We start from the raw sequence: 18,944 nt of genomic DNA on the forward strand, positions 1-18,944 counted from the left end.
GTTTAGGCTTTGGCTGGGTTGGTGGACTTAGAAAACCAAGACACATACAGCGCAGGCAACACCACAAGCGTCAGCAGTGTGGCGGTGACCAAGCCACCAATCACCACGATGGCCAAGGGGCGTTGGGTCTCAGACCCAATGTCGTGGCTCAAGGCCATTGGCAATAGGCCCAAGGCTGCGAGCATGGCAGTCATTAGCACGGTGCGTAAGCGTTGCAGCGCCCCTTCTTTGACCGCATCAATCACGGTATAGCCTGCATTGCGAAGTTGTTGGAACACCGACAACATCACCACACCGTTGAGCACGGCTTGACCCGACAGCGCAATAAAGCCAATCGCTGCAGACACCGATAGCGGAATGCTGAAAATCCACAAGGCAACAAAGCCGCCAATCAAAGCCAATGGCACGTTGAGCAAAATCAAGCCGGCCGTTTTGAAAGAGCCAAAGGCATCAAACAACAGCACAAAAATCAGCAGCAATGAAATAGGCACCACCACGCCTAAGCGTTTCATGGCACGTTCTTGGTTTTCAAATTCGCCCGACCATGTGACGGCATAGCCTTCGCTGATCGTCACGTTCTTTTCAACGCGCGCTTGCATGTCAGCCACCACTGAGCCCATGTCACGGCCCTTAACAAAGATACCAATGGCCATGGTGCGTCGGCCTGCTTCACGGGCAATGTTCATTGCGCCGCTGCCTTGGCGAATGGTGGCCACGTTCTCAAGGGTGGCGTATCCGCCACCAGGCAGAGCGATTTGGGTGGCTGGTAGGTTGATGACTGAGCGGCGGTCGCTGGCCAAACGCAGCACCACAGAGAACTTGCGTTCGCCTTCCCAAATTTCGGTGGTAGCACGGCCAGCCAAGGCGGATTCGATGACGTCTTGAATGTCACCCACATTGAGGCCCAAACGCGCAGCGCGGTCGCGATCGATGTCCACAATGAGTTGTGGCACTTCGCCTAAGCGGTCAATCTCGGCACGCTGGACGCCCACGACTTGCTTGAACTCGCGCTGCATGGCTTCGGTGGTTTTGCGAAGCACATCAAGGTCGTCACCCGACACCTTGACCACGATTTGCCCTTTGATCTGAGAAATCGATTCGAGCACGTTGTCACGAATGGGCATGGAGAACGCCGGATCAACACCGGGGATGATGGCCAGCTTTTGGTCCATCTCTTCAATCAGCAGATCACGCGTCATGCCTTTGCGCCATTCTTCAACAGGCTTCACATCCACAAACACCTCAGCCATGCTGAGGGTTTTGGGGTCCGTGCCGTCTTCGGGTTGGCCAGCTTTAGAAACCACGGTGCGAACTTCAGGAATGGTCATCAGCTGCAAGCGTGCTTTGCGCAACACTTTGGCGGCTTCTTCTTGCGAGACGCTGGCAGGCATGTCCCAGTTGACCCAGAACGTGCCTTCGTTCAACTCAGGTAAAAATTCTGAGCCTAGGCTGGCTGCTGCAACGATGGATGCAGCAAAACAGGCGAGTGCAATCTTCACCACTTTGGCAGGTTGTTCGAGCGCCCAGTTCAGCACCGGCTCATACACACGCTTGGCCCAAGACACCAAACCGTTGTCGCCATGCGGTACACCTTTACGCAACAACCAATAGGCCAACAAAGGCACCAAGGTGAGAGAGAAGATGAGCGAGCCAATGAGCGCAGTCGTGACTGATAAAGCCATGGGCTGGAAGATGCGACCCTCGTGGCGTTGCAGCGCAAAGATAGGGATGTGTGCCGCAATGATGATGAGCATTGAGAACAAAGTGGGGCGACCCACTTCGTTGGCCGCGTTGGTGATGAGGGTGCGACGCTCTTTCTCGTTCATGCCTTCGCCGCGTTCGGCCAAGCGATGCATGATGTTTTCAATCACGATCACTGCCCCGTCCACGATGATGCCGAAGTCCATCGCGCCCAAGCTCAGCAAGTTGGCAGGCACGCCCATGATCTTGAGGCCCAAGAAGGTGGACAACAAGGCCAATGGAATGACCACCACCACAGCCAATGAGGCGCGCATATTGGACAAGAAGAGGTACAACACCAATGACACCAGCAACGCACCTTCGACCAAGTTTTTAAACACGGTGGTGAGGGTTTTGCCCATCAACCAAGTGCGGTCATAGAACGGCACGATTTGCACGCCCTTGGGCAGCACACGGTCGTTGAGGTCGGCAACTTTCTCTTTGATGCCTTTCAACACCACGCTTGGGTTTTCGCCCTTGCGCATGATGACAATGCCGGTGACCACATCGTCGTCCATGTCTTGACCAACTGTGCCCAAACGTGGCACAGCACCAATGACCACAGTGGCGACGTCTTTGACCAGCACGGGTGTGTTGCCGCGTGCAGTGACCACGATGTTGCCAATGTCTTGCGGCGAGTGCAGCAAACCAATGCCACGAATGGCGAACTGTTGTACGCCTTGAGCTACGTAGCTACCACCCGCGTTGGAGTTGCCTCGCGCCATGGCGTTTTGGAGGTCTTGAAGTGTGAGCTTGTAGGCACGCAGCTTTTGCATGTCGGGCTGCACTTCGTATTGTTTGATGTAGCCGCCCATGCCCACCACGTCGGCCACGCCGGGGATTTGGCGCAGCGCACGCTCCACAGTCCAGTCTTGGATGGTGCGCAGATCAGTGGATGTTTTGCCATCGCCCTTGAGGCGGTAGCGCATGACTTCGCCTACTGGGGTGGCGTTGGGCATGACGTTGGCTTGTACGCCCGGCGGTAGGTCAACGCCATTCAAACGCTCGTTGACTTGTTGGCGTGCGAGGTTGACTTCGGCTTTGTCGTCATACGTCACCACAGTGAATGACAAACCAAACTGGGTGTGTGAAAACACACGGATGGAGTTAGGCAAGCCAGACAGTGCCACTTCGATGGGCAAAGAGACTTCTTTTTCTACCTCTTCAGCAGCACGGCCGGGGTAAAGGGCAATCACCGTCACTTGGGTGTCGGTGACATCGGGAAAAGCTTCAACAGAAAGGTTTTTAAAGGCGAATACGCCTGCCATTACAAACAGCAGGGTGCCCAGCAGAATGAACAGCGGCTGGTTCAGCGCATAGTCAATGAGACGCTTCATTTTTTGCCTGCGCTGCTAGCGGGGGTATCAGAGCCGGGGGCTGGGGTGTGTTGCATGGCTTCATCTTGGGCGTTGCGGAACTCACGTGCCAAGAGCAAGCTGTTTTCTTTCACCACCAGTTCGTTTGCTTGCACGCCTTCGACGATGAGGACTTCTTGCAAGCCTTCATAGCCCAGCTTGACGCGGCGTGGTTCAAACACGCCTGGCTCGGTTTGCACATAGGCCCAGTGCTCAGTGCCGCGCAACTGCACAGCACTCGCAGGTACCAATACACCTGCGCCGAGTTTGCGTTCGATACGGGCGGTACCCAGCATTTCGGCCTTGAGGATGCGGTCTGCATTGTTGATGGTGGCGCGCACTTTGATGGCGCGGGTGGTGCTATCGATGAAGTCACCGGCAGCAGTGATCTTGGCTTCAAAGGTTTGGCCAGGCAAGTTGGGCAAGGTCAATGAAACTTTGGTGCCTGTTTTGAGTGCCGCAGTGTCTGATTCGCGCGCATCGATTTGTACCCACAGCACACTGGGGTCGCTCACAACAAATAGCGCTTGGTTGCCAGGGCCGCCTTGGTCGGGGCGTACTTCTTGGCCTGCACTGAGGTTACGTTCGACCACCACACCCTTGACGGTGGCGGCGAGGCCGAGTTGCTGGTTCACGTTGTTGGTGCTGCTGCCGTACATGCGTGTGCGGGCTTGGGCGCGCGACAGCTCGGCGCGGGCGCGCATGGTGTCTGCTTCAGTCAGGTCGAGTTCTTTGCGCGAGATGACGTCGGCTTCAAACAAAGTTTGGTGACGAGCCAAGGCACGCTCGGCCACTTGGGCGTCCGCTAGGGCTTTGGCGGTGTCGGCTTGGGCAGCGCCAAATTCGGGTGAGGCCAAGGTGGCCAGCACTTGACCGGCATTCACGCTTTGGCCAATGTCGGCATTGAGGCTCAGCACACGTCCGGCAAATGCAGGGTAGATGCGCTGGGTGCGTTCTTCGTTCCACACCAAGCGCGCTGGCAGCTCGATGGTCACACTTTCAGCAGACTTGGCTTCGACAGTGCTGAGCAATGCGAGCTGAGGATGGTCTGCTGGAAAACGCAGCTGTTGGCCTTGCACGATCGGCAGTGGCACTGGGGGTTTGTGCGGTGCTTCTTGGTTCAGCAGGGTGTAGACCAGCACAGCGATGGCTAAAGCTGTACCACCAGCAACGTAGCGCTTGGTAGGTGTGTTCAGCAGTTGTTGGGTGGTTTCGCGGAGGCGATCTTGCAGGTTATGTCGTATGCTCATGCCACGTTTATCGTTCACAGTGGCTGACCAGTCCCTGACTTAACTTTTATTTGAGTCCTTCCTGTGCGAATTTTGCTGATTGAAGACGACGCCGTGCTGCAAGCGGTGATGCTGCGTAGCCTGACTGATGCAGGTCATCGCGTGGACGCGGCCAGCCATTTGGAAGAAGGCGCACACTTTTGGCAGGTGCAGGCTTATGACGCCGTGCTGCTGGACCTGAACTTGCCGCTTAACGGCCAGCTTCACGCTGCCCAAGGCAGTGGTTTGCAGCTGCTGCGCGAAGCGCGCGCGCGAGGTGACCGCACGCCCGTGCTGGTGCTGACCGCGCGTAACCGCACAGATGAACGCATTGCCGGCCTAGATGCTGGTGCAGATGACTATTTGGGCAAGCCCTTTGATTTGGAAGAAGTTGAGGCGCGCTTGCGTGCATTGGTGCGCCGCACCCAAGGTGTGAGTGACGAGGTGCAGGTGGGGCGCTTGCGCCTGAACCGCAAGCTGCGCCGCATTTTTGTGGGCGATGCTGATCTGGCTTTGCCCGCGCGCGAGTTTGAAGTGCTGTGCGAGTTGATGACGCCACCGGGCCGTGCGGTGAGTAAACGTGTGTTGTCTGACAAGCTTTCTGATTTTGATGAGGCTTTGGGCGACAACGCACTTGAAGCGTTCATTTCGCGCTTACGTAAAAAATTGGCCGAGAGCGGGGCGAAGATTCGCACCTTGCGCGGCATTGGTTATGTTTTAGAGGAGCAGGTATGACCGACGCACCACGCAAGCCTTCGCTGCGCAACCGATTGATGCGCCATGTGCTGATGCCTCTGGCCGTGACTTGGCTGGTGGGGTCAGCTTTGGTGGTGGGCATTGCGTCGTATTTCGCGCAGCAGGCATTTGACCGCTCGTTGTTGGACGATGCGTATTTGGTTGCCAGCCATGTGCGACGTGCCCCAGACGATACGGGCACTTTGGACTTGAGCCTCTCGGCACAAGAAATGAGCACGGTGTTGTTTGACCAAAGCGAGTCGCTGTACTTTGCTGTGCTGAGCCCCTCGGGTAATTTATTGGCAGGTCATGCAGGCTTGAGACCCGATCAGTTTGGATCGACGGTGAAGCCTCAGTTTGCAGCCATGGAATACCAAGGACGCATGTTGCGCACGGTGACGATTCACCGCCAACAGCCTGGTGACTTTTATGTGGTGATGGCGCAAACCACCGTGAGCCGAGACCGATTGCTGCAACGCTTGTTCACTTTCTCCATCGTGCCGCAGTTGTTGTTGCTGGTGTTGTTGGCGGCATGGTTGCAACGCGCAATTGAAGACGACTTGACGCCCTTGGCCGACCTTGAAGACGCCGTGGGTCAACGCGATGCGCGCGACCTCACTCCCGTGCCTGTGACGGCCACCACGCGTGATGTGCAACGCTTGGGTCAAGCCATCAATGCGCTCTTGGGGCGCATTGCGTACAGCGTGCAAGCGCAACGCGAGTTCTCGGGCAATGTGGCGCACGAGTTGCGTACACCACTTGCAGGTATTCGCGCATTGGCCGATTACGGCTTGCGTCAAAACGACCCGCAGGTGTGGCGTGAGCAATTGCAAGGCATTGCACAAAGCCAAGAGCGAGCCAGCCATTTGGTGGACCAACTGCTGGCTTTGGCCTTGGCCGATGAGGCTAAGCAAACCTTAGAAAACGTACCTGTGGCTTTAGATAGCTTGGTGGGTGAGGCTGTGTTGCGCTTCTTGTCGCGTGCCGATGCGACCGGTGTGGACCTAGGCGCCAAAGGCATTGACCATGCTGTGATGGTCCAGGGCAATGCAGCATTGATTGAAGGCATTTTGAATAACCTGATTGACAACGCCTTGCGCTATGGACGCGCACAAGAGGGCGAGAGCCACATCACGGTATCACTCGAGCAAACCTACCAACACGTGACCTTATCTGTCACTGATAACGGTGCAGGTGTGCCACCTGACAAGCTCAAGCAAATCAGCCAGCGCTGGGTGCAGGGCTCAGCAGGCGAGGCGCTCAAAGCAGGTATGGGCTTGGGTCTTGCCATCGTTGGCAGCTATGCCAAGCTGCTGAGTGCTCGGGTGGCGTTTAAATCTGTTGAGCCACACGGATTTAGTGTGAGTGTGGCGTTTCCTCAACCCTCAGCCTCGATTAAGCCTGAGGACGCCACATCTTGAAGAGTTGCTCTGGCCCAATGCTGAAGTAGTCGGCTGGGCCGCCACCACGCAAGATGTGACCTGCATTGGCCGTGTCATAGATGCCGTCTTTGAGCAAATGGCTGGCAATGTGCACACCCACCACTTCGCCCAGCACCAACCATGTGGGCACCTTTTGCTTGTCTAAGCCTTCGAGCTGAATGATTTGCGTGCTGCGGCACTCAAACGACACAGGGCTCTCGGCCACGCGCGGCACATCGACCACGCGTGAAGGGGCGGTGGCTAAGCCGGCCAACTCAAACTCATTCACCTCAGGGCCCACAGGTGCGCAAGTTTGGTTCATGGCTTCTGCCAAGGGGCGAGTGACGAGGTTCCACACAAACATGCCGTTTTCTTGCACGTTGCGCAGCGAGTCTTTGGGGCCGGTGCTAGAGAAGCCCACGATGGGCGGGATGTAGTTGAAGGCGGTGAAAAAGCTGTAGGGCGCGAGGTTCAACACGCCATCGTTGCTGCGGGTGGACACCCAGCCAATGGGGCGAGGGCCAACAATGGCGTTGAAGGGGTCGTGTGGCAGGCCGTGGCCGTTTTTAGGTTCGTAAAAATGTGTCATGGCCATACGGTAAACGCAAACGCACAAGCAGGCTGTCGCCTACTTGTAAAACCGCAAGCGCTGTGTGCTTTAGAACGTGCGTTTGGCCACGATGGCCAGCACATCCAATTCCGCTTGGTGGTCGGCTTGGCTGTCTTTCAAACTTTTGCGCAAGGTGTCTTCGCCTGTGGCTTGTGTGATCAAGCTGAGTTGATCTACCAAAAGCTTGAACTGGGCAGCGGCGAGGCCGGGGTGCGCTTTGGCGTCGAGCACCAAACCGTTGGCATGGGTGTGATCTTCTGCCTCTTTGGCTTCAAACTCGGCACGTGCTTCATCGGTGAGGCGTTTGACTTCGTCGCTTGATAAGTGCAAGCGCTCGGCTTCGGCCACGATGAGTTCTTTTTCGGCATGGTCAAGAATGCCATCCTCAAAAGCGAGCATCAAGCGTTGTTTGAAAGCTTCACGGTCAATACGCAGCTGGTCAGTGAAAGCAGATGCCAGCAAACCTGCAGGGATGGCAAAAATACCAATGCCAATCAAGGCTACGACAACCGTGAGCAATCGTCCCAAAGGTGTGATGGGCGAAATATCCCCGTAGCCCACAGAAGCCAATGTGATGATGGCCCAGTAGATGGACTGAGGTATGTTTTCAAATTTGTCGGGCTGTGCGTCATGCTCTAGCAAAAAGCCCAAGCTGGCAGTTAGCACGACCAACAACATCATGACGAACACCGAGGCAAAGATGACTTGCCATTCACGTTGAACGACTTTGTAGAGCGTTTGTAGTGCCGATGTGTAGCGCGTGAGTTTGAGCAAACGAATCAAGCGGAAGACGCGCAAGAAACGCAAGTCAATGTGTTGGCTGACCAAGGCCTCGAGGACGAATGGCAAGATGGCCAACAAATCAATGATGGCTGAACCCGAGCGAATGTGCGCCCAACGACGCATGCGCAAGTGCTTGTAGTCGGGGTTTTCGGGGGCGGTGTAAACGCGCGCGATGTATTCGATGGTGAAGATCGTGAATGCCATCAAGTCAATGACATGAAACTCCACCGCAAACAATGCACGGATTGACTCAACGGATTCAAAGATTACGCAGGTGATCGACAGAGCCACCCAGAACACTACGAAGTTATCGACGTAGGCATGTAGGCGACCCGAGTGTCCTGTGGGTACAAGCAAGGCAAACAACTTGGCGCGGAAGCTTCGATCGGCGTTGAGCTCTTGAAACTCATGCCAAGCTGGAATGATTTGGCGTGAGAGCTTGAACATTCGCGCCAATCGCATGATTCGCAGAACGCGCAACATTTCCACATCCACATCGACAAAGCGAGCAAAGTAGAAGGGTGCGATGGCGATCAAGTCAATCAGCGCATAAAAGCTAAGCGCATAGCGCAGGCGTGGAAAACTTTTACCCGCGTAATCTGGGTTTAGGTGCGCTGTTGCTATACGCATCACATATTCGGCGGTGAAGATGCCAACGGTGATGACGTCAAACAAATGGAACCAGTGTTTGTAGTCGTTGTAGATCTCGGGTGTGTTTTCGATGAGAACTGCAATCACACTCGCCACGATCAAGAACGCAATGGTGCGCTCAACTTGGCGTTGAAAGCCATGCTTGAACTCTGGGTCAAATACCCATTTGTAAAAACTGGCGAGAGGCGAGGTGTGATGTGTGGTCATCGTTTGTTTTGTTCAATGATGAGTTCACGCAAGGCGGTCACTTCTTTACGCAACTCTTGCAATTCATCTTGTACGCTGAGTTGGTGGCTGTGATCACGATGGTCTTTCTCTTTGTCAGCGGTGATCGAATCTACGATCACAGCAATGAACAAATTGAAAATGATGAACGTGGCGATCAAGATGAAGAAGATGAAAAATACCCAAGAGTAGGGGAACACTTCCATCACAGGACGGGCAATGCCGTCAGCCCAACTCTCGAGGGTCATCACTTGGAATAAAGTGAAAGCGCTAGTGCTCAAACTGCCAAACCAATCTGGAAAGTCTTTGTGATACAGATTGGTGGCAATGACCGAAGCAACGTAGAAGATGATCATGATCAGGCCAAATACAGAGCCCAAGCCTGGCAATGAACTGAGCAAGCCACCCACAACCTTGCGCATGCTCTCGACCTTGTTGATGAGGCGCAGTACCCGCAATACGCGCAGTGCACGCAACACAGCCAGCGAGCCAGAAGCAGGCACCAAGGCAATGCCGACGACGATGAAGTCAAACACGCACCAAGCGTCTTTGAAGAACGAGAAGCCGCGTGCTGCAATGAGCAACACGATTTCTAAAATGAAAATGCCCAAGATGACGTGGTCGAGCAAAAACAATTCATGACCCCATGTGTCCATCACCTCATGGTTCGTCTCAATGCCCAGAATGGCAGCGTTGATGACGATGAGAAAAACCAAGAAATGTTGAATGGCATGGTGTGTGATGAATTGTTCAATTCGTCCGCGCCAAGTGAGCGTATCGGTAGTGCTTTGCATAACTAAATCAGAGTCAGAAATGTTGGATGGAAAATAACCGCTCACTCTACCTGATTGCGTTGGGTATGCTTTGATTTGGTGCAGCTAAGGTGTTGTTTTGCGATGTTGTGAGCAACTCAAAAACTTTCAAATTTCTCAGAAATATTTACGTTCTGTTTTGTAATCTTTTGAAGTAAAAAATCTCATTGAGACAGTTGTATTTCATTCTCCATATACGGAAATAAATCCTAATTTGTTATTGCATGAGGGCTTACGCCAAGTTTTCAGCTGGCGAGTGATTCTTAAAATCTCTGCCAGTCCAAATTTTCCGTTTGGTTTACTTAAAGGAAAGATACACATATGCATGCAAATGTGCGTTACGAAGAGAATTCAGACAGCGTGATTCAACGCGTCTTCACAGACCCCACCAGCAAAGCGTTCACACGTTGGGTGGCCATGATCAACTTCTGGATTTTGATTTCGTGTTTGTCATTGGCTGGTGAGACCGTAGAGCCTTATGCCACCGTTCATGCGAGCTTGTTCAATTACATTGAATATGCCGCAGTGTTGTTCTTCACGATCGACTACCTCGGCAATTTGTACTTCGCCAAAGACCGCGTGAAGTACTTCTTCAGTTTCTGGGGCTTGGTTGACTTGATTTCGATCTTGCCAACTTACTTGAGCATCATGAATTTGACCGCCTTGCAAGGCTCTAAAGTTCTCCGTGTGTTACGCGTGGTTCGAGTGCTCCGAGTGTTGAAGATGGCACGTATTGCCTTGCAGCAGTTGGAAAAGAAGTTGGAAAGCTCCAACCCTATTCTGACCAACCTCAAGATCTATTTCATCGCTTTGTTCTCCGTGGTGATGATCTCCAGCACCTTGATGTACTACGTGGAAGGTGACTTGTACTCTGCAGATGCCATCACTTTGGGTCAAGCCAAATTGGATGCAGAAATCAAGGCCAACCCATTACCTGCTGACGCGCCTCCAGAAGCTGCCAAGTTCATGCCTGTGGACCCCATCAGTGGCAACCCAATCCCAGAAGATAAGCGTTTCTTTACATCTATCCCTGCAGCGATGTGGTGGTGTATGGTGACTTTGACCACCACTGGCTATGGCGACATGTTCCCACTCACCTTTGGTGGACGTGTGATTGCAGCGGTCACCATGTTGATGGGCTTGGTACTGTTTGGTATTTTGTTGAACATCGTGGGTAAAACCATCATGGTGTTGTTGTTCGGTGAACAACTCACAGAAGACAACACAGCACCTGCCACACGCGAAACGATTTTGCGCATGATGGTGAGCCGCAAATGGATTTCAGAGCACCGCGCTTATGAGTTGGAATTGATGTCTGAAGAAGAGATCAAGAACCACGCTAAGAACCTGTAAAGGTTTTGCCAACAAAAAGGCCGCTCTTAGAGCGGCCTTTTTTTTATGTCTGTTTAATTTATATGAACAACATAAATCCATTGATGGTGGAGAAGATGCCCATCAAGCCCAAAATGCAGGGCACCCAGAACAGCGCAGTGGTCCCAGTCAAAATGGCCACCGAGGTCAACACAATGGCTATTTGAAGCAGAGCTTCTGCGTAATCAAACCATGGGTCTTGGCGCAGGGCGATGTCACGCTCATGCTCGTGCTCTTTGGCTTTTTCCATCAGCTCTTTTTTGCCGTCACCGGTTTCAGGCTCAGACTCGTAGCGAGCAATGTTCTTCTCATAAGCTTCCAGCTTTTTCTCAGCCATTTGTTTGGCAGCAGGCGAAAGCTTGTCGCTGGCGAGTTGAATGCGTAGTTCATCCGCTGCGATTTTGTAATCGGTCTGACGAATGTTCTTGGCTTGGTAGAACGAGTAGGCGTTCGCAGCCAAGATGTTGTTGCTCATGCTTTCTTTAGAGGCATTGTTGCCGCCTAGGCTGGCAATGGCCAAACACATGGCCAAACTCGACACCAACATGGCGCAACGGGTGCGGAATGGATCGTTGCCGTGCTCTGGCAATTCGGTTTCTGGAGCTTCACTCATAGGTCTTCCTTTTTAGGGTTAGTCTGTTCTTCTGAGGATTTATTTTTGCGTTTGACAAAAATCTTATAGATAGCAAATACAGCCAATAGCACTGCCAAAACGCAAATCACCAGTTCGGCTGTGGTGAGTTGGTCTACAAACTGGTCGACATAGTCATACGTCGATAAGGGTGTGTAAACGTCTGGATTTTCTTGCTTGTATTTCTCGTAGGCGCGGTGGTCCATGGTGGCTCTCGCTTCGTTTTATTTAGATTGCTTATTGGCGTCAGAGATTTGTTTCTCTTCTTCCATTTGGTGTTTGATGGCTTCCACTTGCTCATCAGACATGCCCAGTTTGGCTTGCATGATTTTAAGTTGGGCTTGTTCTTCTTCTGTGACAACGCCGTCGGAAAGTACGTTTCTCACTTCCATTTCGTACAAAGCTTGACGTCGCTCAACTTGTGCGGTGTAGGCGGTGGCCACCACACCCGTCAAGATAGCCGCTAAGGCGATGGACAAGATTTGCGTGAAGATCACCAAGATCGTGCCAAAGAAGGTGACAGGGTCAACGTTGCCCCAGCCCGACACAATGGTGATGACAAACCAATGCATGGCTGCTGGAATGGAGGGGAAGACTTCAGGTTGTTCGTGACCTTCGATGATGTAGATCAGCGAGGAGAAAAGCAAGCAGCTGATGAACAGCAAGAACACGGCTGATGAGAAAGAGTCTTTCTCGGCTTTGACAGCAGCCACCATGTCTTCAAACGCGCTGTTGTAGCGAGAGAGTTTGAAAATTCGCATCAAACGGAACATCCGCAGCACGCGCAAGTCAGCGCCTGGGAAGAGCAGTTGCAAATAGAAGGGCACTGTACTTACAAAGTCGATGATGCCGTAGAAGCTGAATACGTATTCTTTGCGGCCATCCCATTGCGTGCCACCTGTACGCAGGTATTTTTCGCCGTAAGACCAGACGCGCATGACGAATTCGACCGAGAACACGGCCACGCTGAACATGTCGAATAGGTGAAACTCGTGCTCGAAGGCTTCATGGATTTCGGGGACCGATTCCAAGATGATGCCAATCACGTTGGCTACTACCAGCAAGGCAATGAAAATTTCAACGAAATGGCTGTACTTGTCAGGCACTTCGCCTTCCATGATTTCGTAGGTGCGGCGCTTGATGCGTTGATAAGTCGAGGGGATAGGAACTGCTGTGGTCATGGTGCGCTCATTCATTGGCGGACGATTTGTTTTTGGCGCGGAGCATCATGGCTTCGACTTGCTCATCGGTCAGGCGGTAGTGGGCTTGCAGTCGTTGCAGCGTTTCTTGCTCTTCTTCAGACATATTGCCATCTTTGAAAACTTCACGCAGCTGAGCTTCAAATGCTGCCTTCTTGCGTGCCACTTGGTTTGAGAAGGCCGAGGCCACGATACCCGTCATGATCGCGGCCATACACACGCCCAAAAAGCCGGTGATGAGCGCAATGGCTTCACCTGCCTTGGTCATGGGTTCAACGTTACCGTAGCCTGAGGTGATAGTGACGATAGACCAATAGATCGAGTGGGGGATCGTGCCGAAGAACTCAGGTTGCTGATGGCCTTCAGCGAAATGCATCAACGAGGCCGACACGATGGTGGCGATGGTCAACAAGAACACCGCAGAGCCAAACGCTTGGCGTTCTGAATGAATGGCATGAAACAAATCTTGCAGGGCCGTGTTGTACTTAGACAGCTTCAAGATTCGCAGCAAACGTAAGACGCGCAAAATGCGCAAGTCCAAGCCTGGCAAGAACATGTGCATGTAGTAGGGCATGGTGGCAAAGAAGTCAACCAAACCGAATGCGCTGAACATGTATTCAAAGCGACCTTTCCAAGCGCCGCCGTTTTCGCGGCTGTACTTGGCGCCCAATGACCAGACGCGAGAGATGTATTCACCCGTGAAGAACATCACGCTCCAAAATTCCAACTCATGGAAGAACTCTTTGAATTCAGCGTGAATTTCTGGGACGGAATCAAGGATCACAGCCGAGCAGTTGACGAGCACCACAAGGGTGATCATCCACTCAACGTAGCGGCTGGCCGTGTGCTTGGGCGAGCCGTCCAAGATTTCCATCAGGGAGGTTTTAAATCCTGTAGTCATGGCGAGGGTCTAACGAGTTTGATGTATGTCGTGTTGGAATAGAAAAGCGGCCACACATTGAAGCGTGGCCGCTTTGTTTGTGGCTTAAGCCTTACCTTGAATTTTTTGCCACAAGGCAAATTCGTTGGCAGTCAGGCGCTCGCCTTGCTGAGCCGCTTGGTCAAACTGCGTCGCATCCACTTGCACGCCCAGTTGTCGGATCTGGCCCAGCAACACTTTGTAGTGTTCCACGGCCAAGGCTGGGTTTTCGGCAATCTTGTGAATCGGCAGTGGGTTGCGCTCTTCGAGCTCGTGCTCTTTGATCACCACTTCAATCAGCTTGTTCACTTCTTCCACGGTCAAGTGCAAGCGTTTGGCTTCAGCACGGATGATGGCGGCTTCCGATTCGCTGATGTGGCCATCTTTCAGGATGGCGAACAAGTTGGCTTTCAACTGATCACGTTCTTTGACCAACTCATCGCTGAAGGCCGAGGCCAACAACGCAGCGGGGATCGCGAAGATACCAATACCCAACAGCGCCAAGACGCTGGTCATGGCACGGCCCATCGGTGTGACAGGTGAAATATCGCCATAGCCCACAGAGGCCAAAGTAATGACCGCCCAGTAGATAGAGGTAGGGATGTTCTCGAACTTCTCTGGCTGAGCGTCGTACTCAAACAAGTAGCCCAAGCTGGCGGTCAAGACCAACAGCAACATCATGATGAAGGTGGCAGCGCCCATAACTGGCCACTCGCGGACCACCACTTTGACCAATACCGCTGTGGCATCGCTGCCGCGGGTGAGTTTGAGCAATCGTGCCAAACGGAAGACTCGCAAGAAACGCAAGTCGATCAGGTGGTGCAAGAACACTTCTAAGAAGAAGGGCAAGATGGCCAAGAAGTCGATGAAGGTGGATGGGTTCTTGGCTTGTTTGAAGCGACCCAAGAAGGCGCCTTTGTAGCCAGGCTCTTCCACGCAAGCGTACATGCGCATGAAGTATTCCACCGTGAAGATGGCGACAGCCACTGCGTCCAGGATGACGAATTGCAGATGTAAAACGTAGTTGATGCTCTTGACCGATTCCAAGATCACGGCCATCACAGACAAGATCACCCACACACCGATGAACACTTCAAAGATGTGTTGCATGGTGCCGCCGTAGTTGCTGGGGAAAACCAATGCATGTACTTTTTGGCGGAAGGTGCGGCCTTTGTTGAGTTCTTGGAATTCAGCAATGGCTGGAATCAAGACACGGAACAACTTCAAAATCCGCAAGAGTCGCAGGAATCGGAGCACGCGCAAATCGATTGGGATGAAGGCCTTCAAGTAGAACGGCGCAACAGCCAAGAAGTCGATGATCGCAAATGGGCTGGTGACGAAACTGAAGCGCGCATTTTTGCGGTTCTTAAACTCTTCGTCTTCGGGGGCCAAGTACAGACGCAAGGCGTATTCAATGGTGAACACAGCCACAGAGAAGATGTCGAACAGCTCAAACCATGTGCGGTAGGGCTCGTACACCGCTGGCACGTGTTCAAACATCAAGCTGAACAAGTTACCGATGATCAGATAGCTGATCCACTTGTCGAGTTCTTTTTGGAAATTGCCAGGGATGTTTGGATCCAGCAACCACGAGTAGAGCCACTTGCGCATGGGCAAGTTGCGGTCAATGTTGGCTTCCTCGTCTTGACCCAGAATGGAATGGACGTCGAGGTCTTCTAGGAATTTGTCTTGTTTAGGGGTGTGCATGTCAGACCTCAGAATTCAAATTCAGCAACTTTGATGGCGTAGCCACCTTTATCGCAAACGGACAAGCGCAATTGCATCTTGTAGTCAATGGGATCGGCGTCGATTAACTGAGAAGCCACGAAAGGGGTGGCTGAGCCGGGAGGCGTAGGCATCAAGTCTTCCAACAGAATCGCGCCCATCAAGGTGCGGTCTTTGGGGTCACAAGCCGCCACAAAGTGTGGCGCCACGTTGAAGAATGGGTTGATCTGGTCTTTCAGCTCGGTGGTTTCCATGATGTGAGCCAAGCAAGCGCCCCATGTACCAGGCGTGCCAGGTTTAGCGTCTGCCGCTGGTTTGACGCCGCCCTTGCAAGCAGGGTGCTGTGTATTGGCTTCAAAGCGTGTGGTGCCGGTTTCGGTCAGCCAGGCGACCCAAGCTTCACCATTGCTTTTGGAGGTTTCAACCTTGATGGCTTCCTTGTAGTTGACGACTCCGAGCAGGGTGACTGCTACAACGACGAGAACTAAAAAGGCCAAAAAGAGCTTGTCTGCGGTGGTTGTGCCGAGGTTTTGATGCTCGGACGTGTGATCTGCGGAAGATGCCATGGATATCGCCATTGAAATGGTTGAAATCCGGCGGTTTTACTAGGTTTGAACAGCCGGGCGAAAGTGGCTTTGATGATATTCGCAAATGTTATGAATTTATCGAATTAACACTAGATATTCGGCGAACTTGCTGTTTTTAATGAATATTAAAGATGTAAAAAAAGCCGCTTTTGAAGCGGCTTTTTTATTTATCAAGATCAATGGTTTTGTGAGCCTCGATGCGCCCAACCTGTGGTGTGTTTTTCAATCATGCTGAACAACTCGTACATGATCATGGCCATTGCGCCCACCACGACTAAACCTGCAAAGGCCAAGCCCATTTGCATGGCTGAGCCTGCAGAAATCAGCAAGTAGCCAATGCCTTCGTTGGCGGCGGTCATCTCAGACACAGTGGTGCCTACAAACGCCAAGGTGATGGCGACTTTGAGCGAGCCGTAGAAGTAAGGCATGGAGCGGGGCAGGCCCACTTTGATCAACACGTCCCAGCGCTTGGCGCCCAGCACGCGCAACACGTCTTCGAGCTCGGGCTCAAGCGTGGCCAAGCCGGTGGCGATGTTCACCATGATGGGGAAGAAACTGATCAAGAAAGCTGTGAGGATGGCAGGGCCCACGCCAATGCCAAACCACACGACCAAGATCGGCACAAACGCAGCTTTGGGCAAAGCATTAAAGCCGGTCATGAGCGGGTAGACGGCGGCATAGGCCAAGGGCGAGCTGCCAATGACAAAGCCGAGCAAGACGCCCACCACGATGGCAATGCCAAAGCCCACCATGGTCACCCAGAAGGTGCGCCAAGCGTGGCCCGCAATGACGTCGCGGTATTCGACCATTTGTTCCCAAATGCGCAGTGGCGAAGGGAACACAAATTCGGACACGTTAAAGAGCGAACAGGCGGCTTGCCAAATCAGCAAGGTGGCCACGAGCAAGCCCCATGGGGCCCAAGTTTCAAGTTGTTTTTGATTCATGGTGTTCACTGCCCGAGGTTGGTGCCGTCTTTACGCATCGCGCCAATGTGGCCTCGCAGCTCGTGGACGATGTTGGTGAACTCGGGGGTGTAGGTCACCTCCAAGTCGCGGGGGCGAGGTAAATCAATGTCGCGCTTGACCACAAAGCGGCCTGGGCTCTTGCTCATGACATACACGGTGTCGGCTAAAAAGACGGACTCGCGCAAATCGTGGGTGACCAAGATGACGTTGAACTTTTGCATGGCGTGCAAATCACGCAAGATGCACCACAGCTCTTCGCGGGTGAAGGCATCAAGCGCACCAAACGGCTCGTCGAGCAACAACATCTTGGGCTCGTGAATCAAGGCGCGGCAAATGCTGGCGCGTTGTTGCATGCCGCCTGAGAGCTCCCACGGAAACTTGCGCTCATAGCCACTCAAACCCACGGTTTGGAGCAACTGAATGGCGCGGGCTTCGTACTCAGCCTTCTTCTCTTTGAAGTTGGAGCGGTAAGGCTCCACGATTTCCAAGGGCAGCAACACGTTGTCGAGCGTGGTGCGCCAAGGCAAGAGCGATGGGGACTGAAACGCCATGCCACTGATTTTGAGCGGGCCGTTGACGGGCTGGCCATCCACATAAATCTCGCCACGGCTGGGTTTCTTCAAACCCGTGGTGAGTTTCATGAAGGTGGATTTGCCGCAACCCGAAGGGCCAACAATGGCGATGAACTCGCCTTGTTTGACCTGCAGGTTGATGTCTTCCACCGCAAAGTGGTTTTGCGCCAACAACTCATCGTTGTAGGCAAGCCAGACGTTTTGAAAATCGACGAAGTGTTCGGGAGATGCGGTCATGCAGCAGGGCCTAGATTACTTCTTACCCTTGGGCAACACGTCGAGTTCTTTGGCGGTTGGCAAGAAAGAACCGTTCCACACATCGTCTGCTTTGACGCGGGTTTTGGTGTTGAACGCGTCAGACACTTGAGAAGCCATCAAGCTCAGGCGTGGGCCTTTGACTTGACCAAAGCCTTCAGCGCGTGCGTCTGGGCTGTTGATGACGGTGTCGATGGCCAGCTTCAAGCGGCGTGTTTCGAGTTCGCTGTTGATGATGCCGTCGCGGGCTTTGACTGTTTCGATGGCTTTGGCTGGATCAGCGATCACGTCCTTTGCACCTTTGGCAAATGCTGCCAAGAAGGCTTTGAGGGCGGCTGGGTTTTCTTTGATCAGCTTAGGCGAAGCGATGATGGCGTTGCCATACAGCTTCACGCCGAAGTCTGGGTATTGCATGACGACCACATCGTCAGCTTTGACGCCGCGGGCTTCGATGTTGAGCAATGACGTGAATGTGAAGCCAGTGATGGCGTCCACATCGCCACGGACCAACATGGTTTCGCGCAAAGGTGGGTCCATCGACACCCAATTCACAGCGCCGATGCTGTTGGCTTTGGCGAAGATGGGGAATGCGCGACGGCCAGCGTCGAACACGGGCGCACCGAGCTTTTTGCCTGCCAAGTCGGCAGTGGTTTTGATACCAGATTTTTTCAACGCCATCACCGAAGCTGGTGTGTTGTTGTAAACCATCATCACGGCTACAGGCTTGTTAGGTGCGTCTGGGTTGTTGGCGTGGAATTCCATCAAGGCTGCCAAGTCAGCAAAGCCAATGTCATAAGCACCTGAGGCCACGCGGTTGACCGCGCCGCCAGAGCCGTTGCCTGCATCGACGGTCACGTCGAGCTTGGCGTCTTTGAAATAGCCTTTGGCCACAGGCACCAAGAAGAAAGCGGCAGGGCCTTCAAATCGCCAGTCGAGTTGAAATTTCAATGGGGTGGTTTGTGCAGAAGCGCCTGCAAAACTGGCGGCCAGTGCCAAGCCGAGGGTGGTTTTGATGAAGGTGCGTTTGATCATGTGTGCCTCTGAAAAACAAAATAAAGAAAGGTGATTGCGTCCTACCTTGCAATAAAGGTGCCCATTGGAAAGCGCCTTTTTGCTCTTG

General features: G+C 53.1%; 17 protein-coding genes. 3 read left to right on the forward strand and 14 right to left on the reverse strand.

Annotated features, from left to right (window positions below):
- Nucleotides 1–2: 2 nt before the first annotated feature.
- Both B9Z35_RS02200 and B9Z35_RS02205 read right to left on the reverse strand, forming a co-directional pair.
- Nucleotides 3–3,077, reverse strand: a complete 3,075-nt coding sequence (locus B9Z35_RS02200; protein WP_108282020.1) for an efflux RND transporter permease subunit — start codon at nt 3,075–3,077, stop codon at nt 3–5.
- A complete protein-coding gene (locus B9Z35_RS02205; RefSeq protein WP_108282021.1) occupies nt 3,074–4,345 on the reverse strand; it encodes an efflux RND transporter periplasmic adaptor subunit in 1,272 nt (423 codons plus the stop codon). Before B9Z35_RS02205 ends, B9Z35_RS02200 begins: the two co-directional genes overlap by 4 nt.
- A gap of 63 nt (nt 4,346–4,408) precedes the next feature.
- On the opposite strand from B9Z35_RS02205, the gene B9Z35_RS02210 reads away from it, so the two are divergent.
- Together B9Z35_RS02210 and B9Z35_RS02215 are read left to right on the forward strand one after the other, a co-directional pair.
- On the forward strand, nt 4,409–5,098 hold the full coding sequence (locus tag B9Z35_RS02210; protein ID WP_108282022.1) for a response regulator transcription factor: 690 nt from the start codon (nt 4,409–4,411) through the stop codon (nt 5,096–5,098).
- Complete coding sequence (locus B9Z35_RS02215; RefSeq protein WP_108282024.1) at nt 5,095–6,519, forward strand: sensor histidine kinase; 1,425 nt, start codon at nt 5,095–5,097, stop codon at nt 6,517–6,519. Before B9Z35_RS02210 ends, B9Z35_RS02215 begins: the two co-directional genes overlap by 4 nt.
- Here B9Z35_RS02215 and B9Z35_RS02220 read toward each other — a convergent pair.
- The 3 genes from B9Z35_RS02220 to B9Z35_RS02230 all read right to left on the reverse strand — a co-directional run bounded on the left by B9Z35_RS02220 (nt 6,494) and on the right by B9Z35_RS02230 (nt 9,582).
- Nucleotides 6,494–7,108 carry a flavin reductase family protein gene (locus B9Z35_RS02220; RefSeq protein ID WP_108282786.1) on the reverse strand — a complete coding sequence of 205 codons (615 nt, stop codon included), beginning with the start codon at nt 7,106–7,108 and terminating at the stop codon, nt 6,494–6,496. The genes B9Z35_RS02215 and B9Z35_RS02220 overlap by 26 nt on opposite strands.
- A gap of 69 nt (nt 7,109–7,177) precedes the next feature.
- Entirely contained in the window at nt 7,178–8,770 is a 1,593-nt protein-coding gene (locus tag B9Z35_RS02225; protein ID WP_108282026.1) for an ion transporter, read from the reverse strand.
- Complete coding sequence (locus tag B9Z35_RS02230; protein WP_108282027.1) at nt 8,767–9,582, reverse strand: ion transporter; 816 nt, start codon at nt 9,580–9,582, stop codon at nt 8,767–8,769. The genes B9Z35_RS02225 and B9Z35_RS02230 overlap by 4 nt, the downstream gene beginning before the upstream one ends.
- A gap of 339 nt (nt 9,583–9,921) precedes the next feature.
- Between B9Z35_RS02230 and B9Z35_RS02235 the strand changes: the two genes are divergently transcribed.
- Complete coding sequence (locus B9Z35_RS02235; RefSeq protein WP_146178931.1) at nt 9,922–10,953, forward strand: potassium channel family protein; 1,032 nt, start codon at nt 9,922–9,924, stop codon at nt 10,951–10,953.
- 58 nt (nt 10,954–11,011) lie between these two features.
- Here B9Z35_RS02235 and B9Z35_RS02240 read toward each other — a convergent pair whose 3' ends face one another.
- From B9Z35_RS02240 to B9Z35_RS02280, 9 genes are all read right to left on the reverse strand, one after another.
- The gene (locus B9Z35_RS02240) at nt 11,012–11,584 is read right to left on the reverse strand and encodes a DUF4337 domain-containing protein (RefSeq protein ID WP_108282029.1); all 573 of its coding nucleotides are present in this window, start codon (nt 11,582–11,584) and stop codon (nt 11,012–11,014) included.
- Complete coding sequence (locus B9Z35_RS02245) at nt 11,581–11,808, reverse strand: hypothetical protein (protein ID WP_108282031.1); 228 nt, start codon at nt 11,806–11,808, stop codon at nt 11,581–11,583. Before B9Z35_RS02245 ends, B9Z35_RS02240 begins: the two co-directional genes overlap by 4 nt.
- Nucleotides 11,809–11,826: 18 nt before the next feature.
- Nucleotides 11,827–12,783, reverse strand: coding sequence for an ion transporter (locus B9Z35_RS02250; RefSeq protein ID WP_158268104.1), 957 nt, complete (start codon nt 12,781–12,783; stop codon nt 11,827–11,829).
- Nucleotides 12,784–12,790: 7 nt separating this feature from the next.
- Nucleotides 12,791–13,702 (reverse strand): ion transporter, encoded by a 912-nt coding sequence (locus tag B9Z35_RS02255; protein ID WP_108282035.1) that lies wholly within the window; start codon nt 13,700–13,702, stop codon nt 12,791–12,793.
- A gap of 84 nt (nt 13,703–13,786) precedes the next feature.
- Complete coding sequence (locus B9Z35_RS02260; protein WP_108282037.1) at nt 13,787–15,427, reverse strand: ion transporter; 1,641 nt, start codon at nt 15,425–15,427, stop codon at nt 13,787–13,789.
- Nucleotides 15,428–15,435: 8 nt separating this feature from the next.
- Nucleotides 15,436–16,011 (reverse strand): hypothetical protein, encoded by a 576-nt coding sequence (locus B9Z35_RS02265; RefSeq protein ID WP_108282038.1) that lies wholly within the window; start codon nt 16,009–16,011, stop codon nt 15,436–15,438.
- A gap of 197 nt (nt 16,012–16,208) precedes the next feature.
- On the reverse strand, nt 16,209–16,976 hold the full coding sequence (locus B9Z35_RS02270; RefSeq protein WP_108282788.1) for an ABC transporter permease: 768 nt from the start codon (nt 16,974–16,976) through the stop codon (nt 16,209–16,211).
- A 5-nt stretch (nt 16,977–16,981) separates the two neighbouring features.
- Nucleotides 16,982–17,806, reverse strand: coding sequence for an ABC transporter ATP-binding protein (locus B9Z35_RS02275; protein WP_108282039.1), 825 nt, complete (start codon nt 17,804–17,806; stop codon nt 16,982–16,984).
- A 15-nt stretch (nt 17,807–17,821) separates the two neighbouring features.
- A complete protein-coding gene (locus B9Z35_RS02280; protein WP_108282040.1) occupies nt 17,822–18,856 on the reverse strand; it encodes an ABC transporter substrate-binding protein in 1,035 nt (344 codons plus the stop codon).
- Nucleotides 18,857–18,944: the final 88 nt, after the last annotated feature.

Source organism: Limnohabitans sp. Jir61 (assembly GCF_003063545.1).
GTDB lineage: Bacteria > Pseudomonadota > Gammaproteobacteria > Burkholderiales > Burkholderiaceae_C > Limnohabitans.

What these genes read in the sequence shown, in the direction of transcription:
- B9Z35_RS02205 (WP_108282021.1), bottom strand. Translation starts at nt 4,345, where the DNA reads ATGAGCATACGACATAACCTGCAAGATCGCCTCCGCGAAACCACCCAA.
- B9Z35_RS02280 (WP_108282040.1), bottom strand. Translation starts at nt 18,856, where the DNA reads ATGATCAAACGCACCTTCATCAAAACCACCCTCGGCTTGGCACTGGCC.
- B9Z35_RS02255 (WP_108282035.1), bottom strand. Translation starts at nt 13,702, where the DNA reads ATGACTACAGGATTTAAAACCTCCCTGATGGAAATCTTGGACGGCTCG.
- B9Z35_RS02260 (WP_108282037.1), bottom strand. Translation starts at nt 15,427, where the DNA reads ATGCACACCCCTAAACAAGACAAATTCCTAGAAGACCTCGACGTCCAT.
- B9Z35_RS02215 (WP_108282024.1), top strand. Translation starts at nt 5,095, where the DNA reads ATGACCGACGCACCACGCAAGCCTTCGCTGCGCAACCGATTGATGCGC.
- B9Z35_RS02235 (WP_146178931.1), top strand. Translation starts at nt 9,922, where the DNA reads ATGCATGCAAATGTGCGTTACGAAGAGAATTCAGACAGCGTGATTCAA.
- B9Z35_RS02270 (WP_108282788.1), bottom strand. Translation starts at nt 16,976, where the DNA reads ATGAATCAAAAACAACTTGAAACTTGGGCCCCATGGGGCTTGCTCGTG.
- B9Z35_RS02250 (WP_158268104.1), bottom strand. Translation starts at nt 12,783, where the DNA reads ATGACCACAGCAGTTCCTATCCCCTCGACTTATCAACGCATCAAGCGC.
- B9Z35_RS02240 (WP_108282029.1), bottom strand. Translation starts at nt 11,584, where the DNA reads ATGAGTGAAGCTCCAGAAACCGAATTGCCAGAGCACGGCAACGATCCA.
- B9Z35_RS02275 (WP_108282039.1), bottom strand. Translation starts at nt 17,806, where the DNA reads ATGACCGCATCTCCCGAACACTTCGTCGATTTTCAAAACGTCTGGCTT.
- B9Z35_RS02225 (WP_108282026.1), bottom strand. Translation starts at nt 8,770, where the DNA reads ATGACCACACATCACACCTCGCCTCTCGCCAGTTTTTACAAATGGGTA.
- B9Z35_RS02265 (WP_108282038.1), bottom strand. Translation starts at nt 16,011, where the DNA reads ATGGCATCTTCCGCAGATCACACGTCCGAGCATCAAAACCTCGGCACA.
- B9Z35_RS02245 (WP_108282031.1), bottom strand. Translation starts at nt 11,808, where the DNA reads ATGGACCACCGCGCCTACGAGAAATACAAGCAAGAAAATCCAGACGTT.
- B9Z35_RS02230 (WP_108282027.1), bottom strand. Translation starts at nt 9,582, where the DNA reads ATGCAAAGCACTACCGATACGCTCACTTGGCGCGGACGAATTGAACAA.
- B9Z35_RS02200 (WP_108282020.1), bottom strand. Translation starts at nt 3,077, where the DNA reads ATGAAGCGTCTCATTGACTATGCGCTGAACCAGCCGCTGTTCATTCTG.
- B9Z35_RS02220 (WP_108282786.1), bottom strand. Translation starts at nt 7,108, where the DNA reads ATGACACATTTTTACGAACCTAAAAACGGCCACGGCCTGCCACACGAC.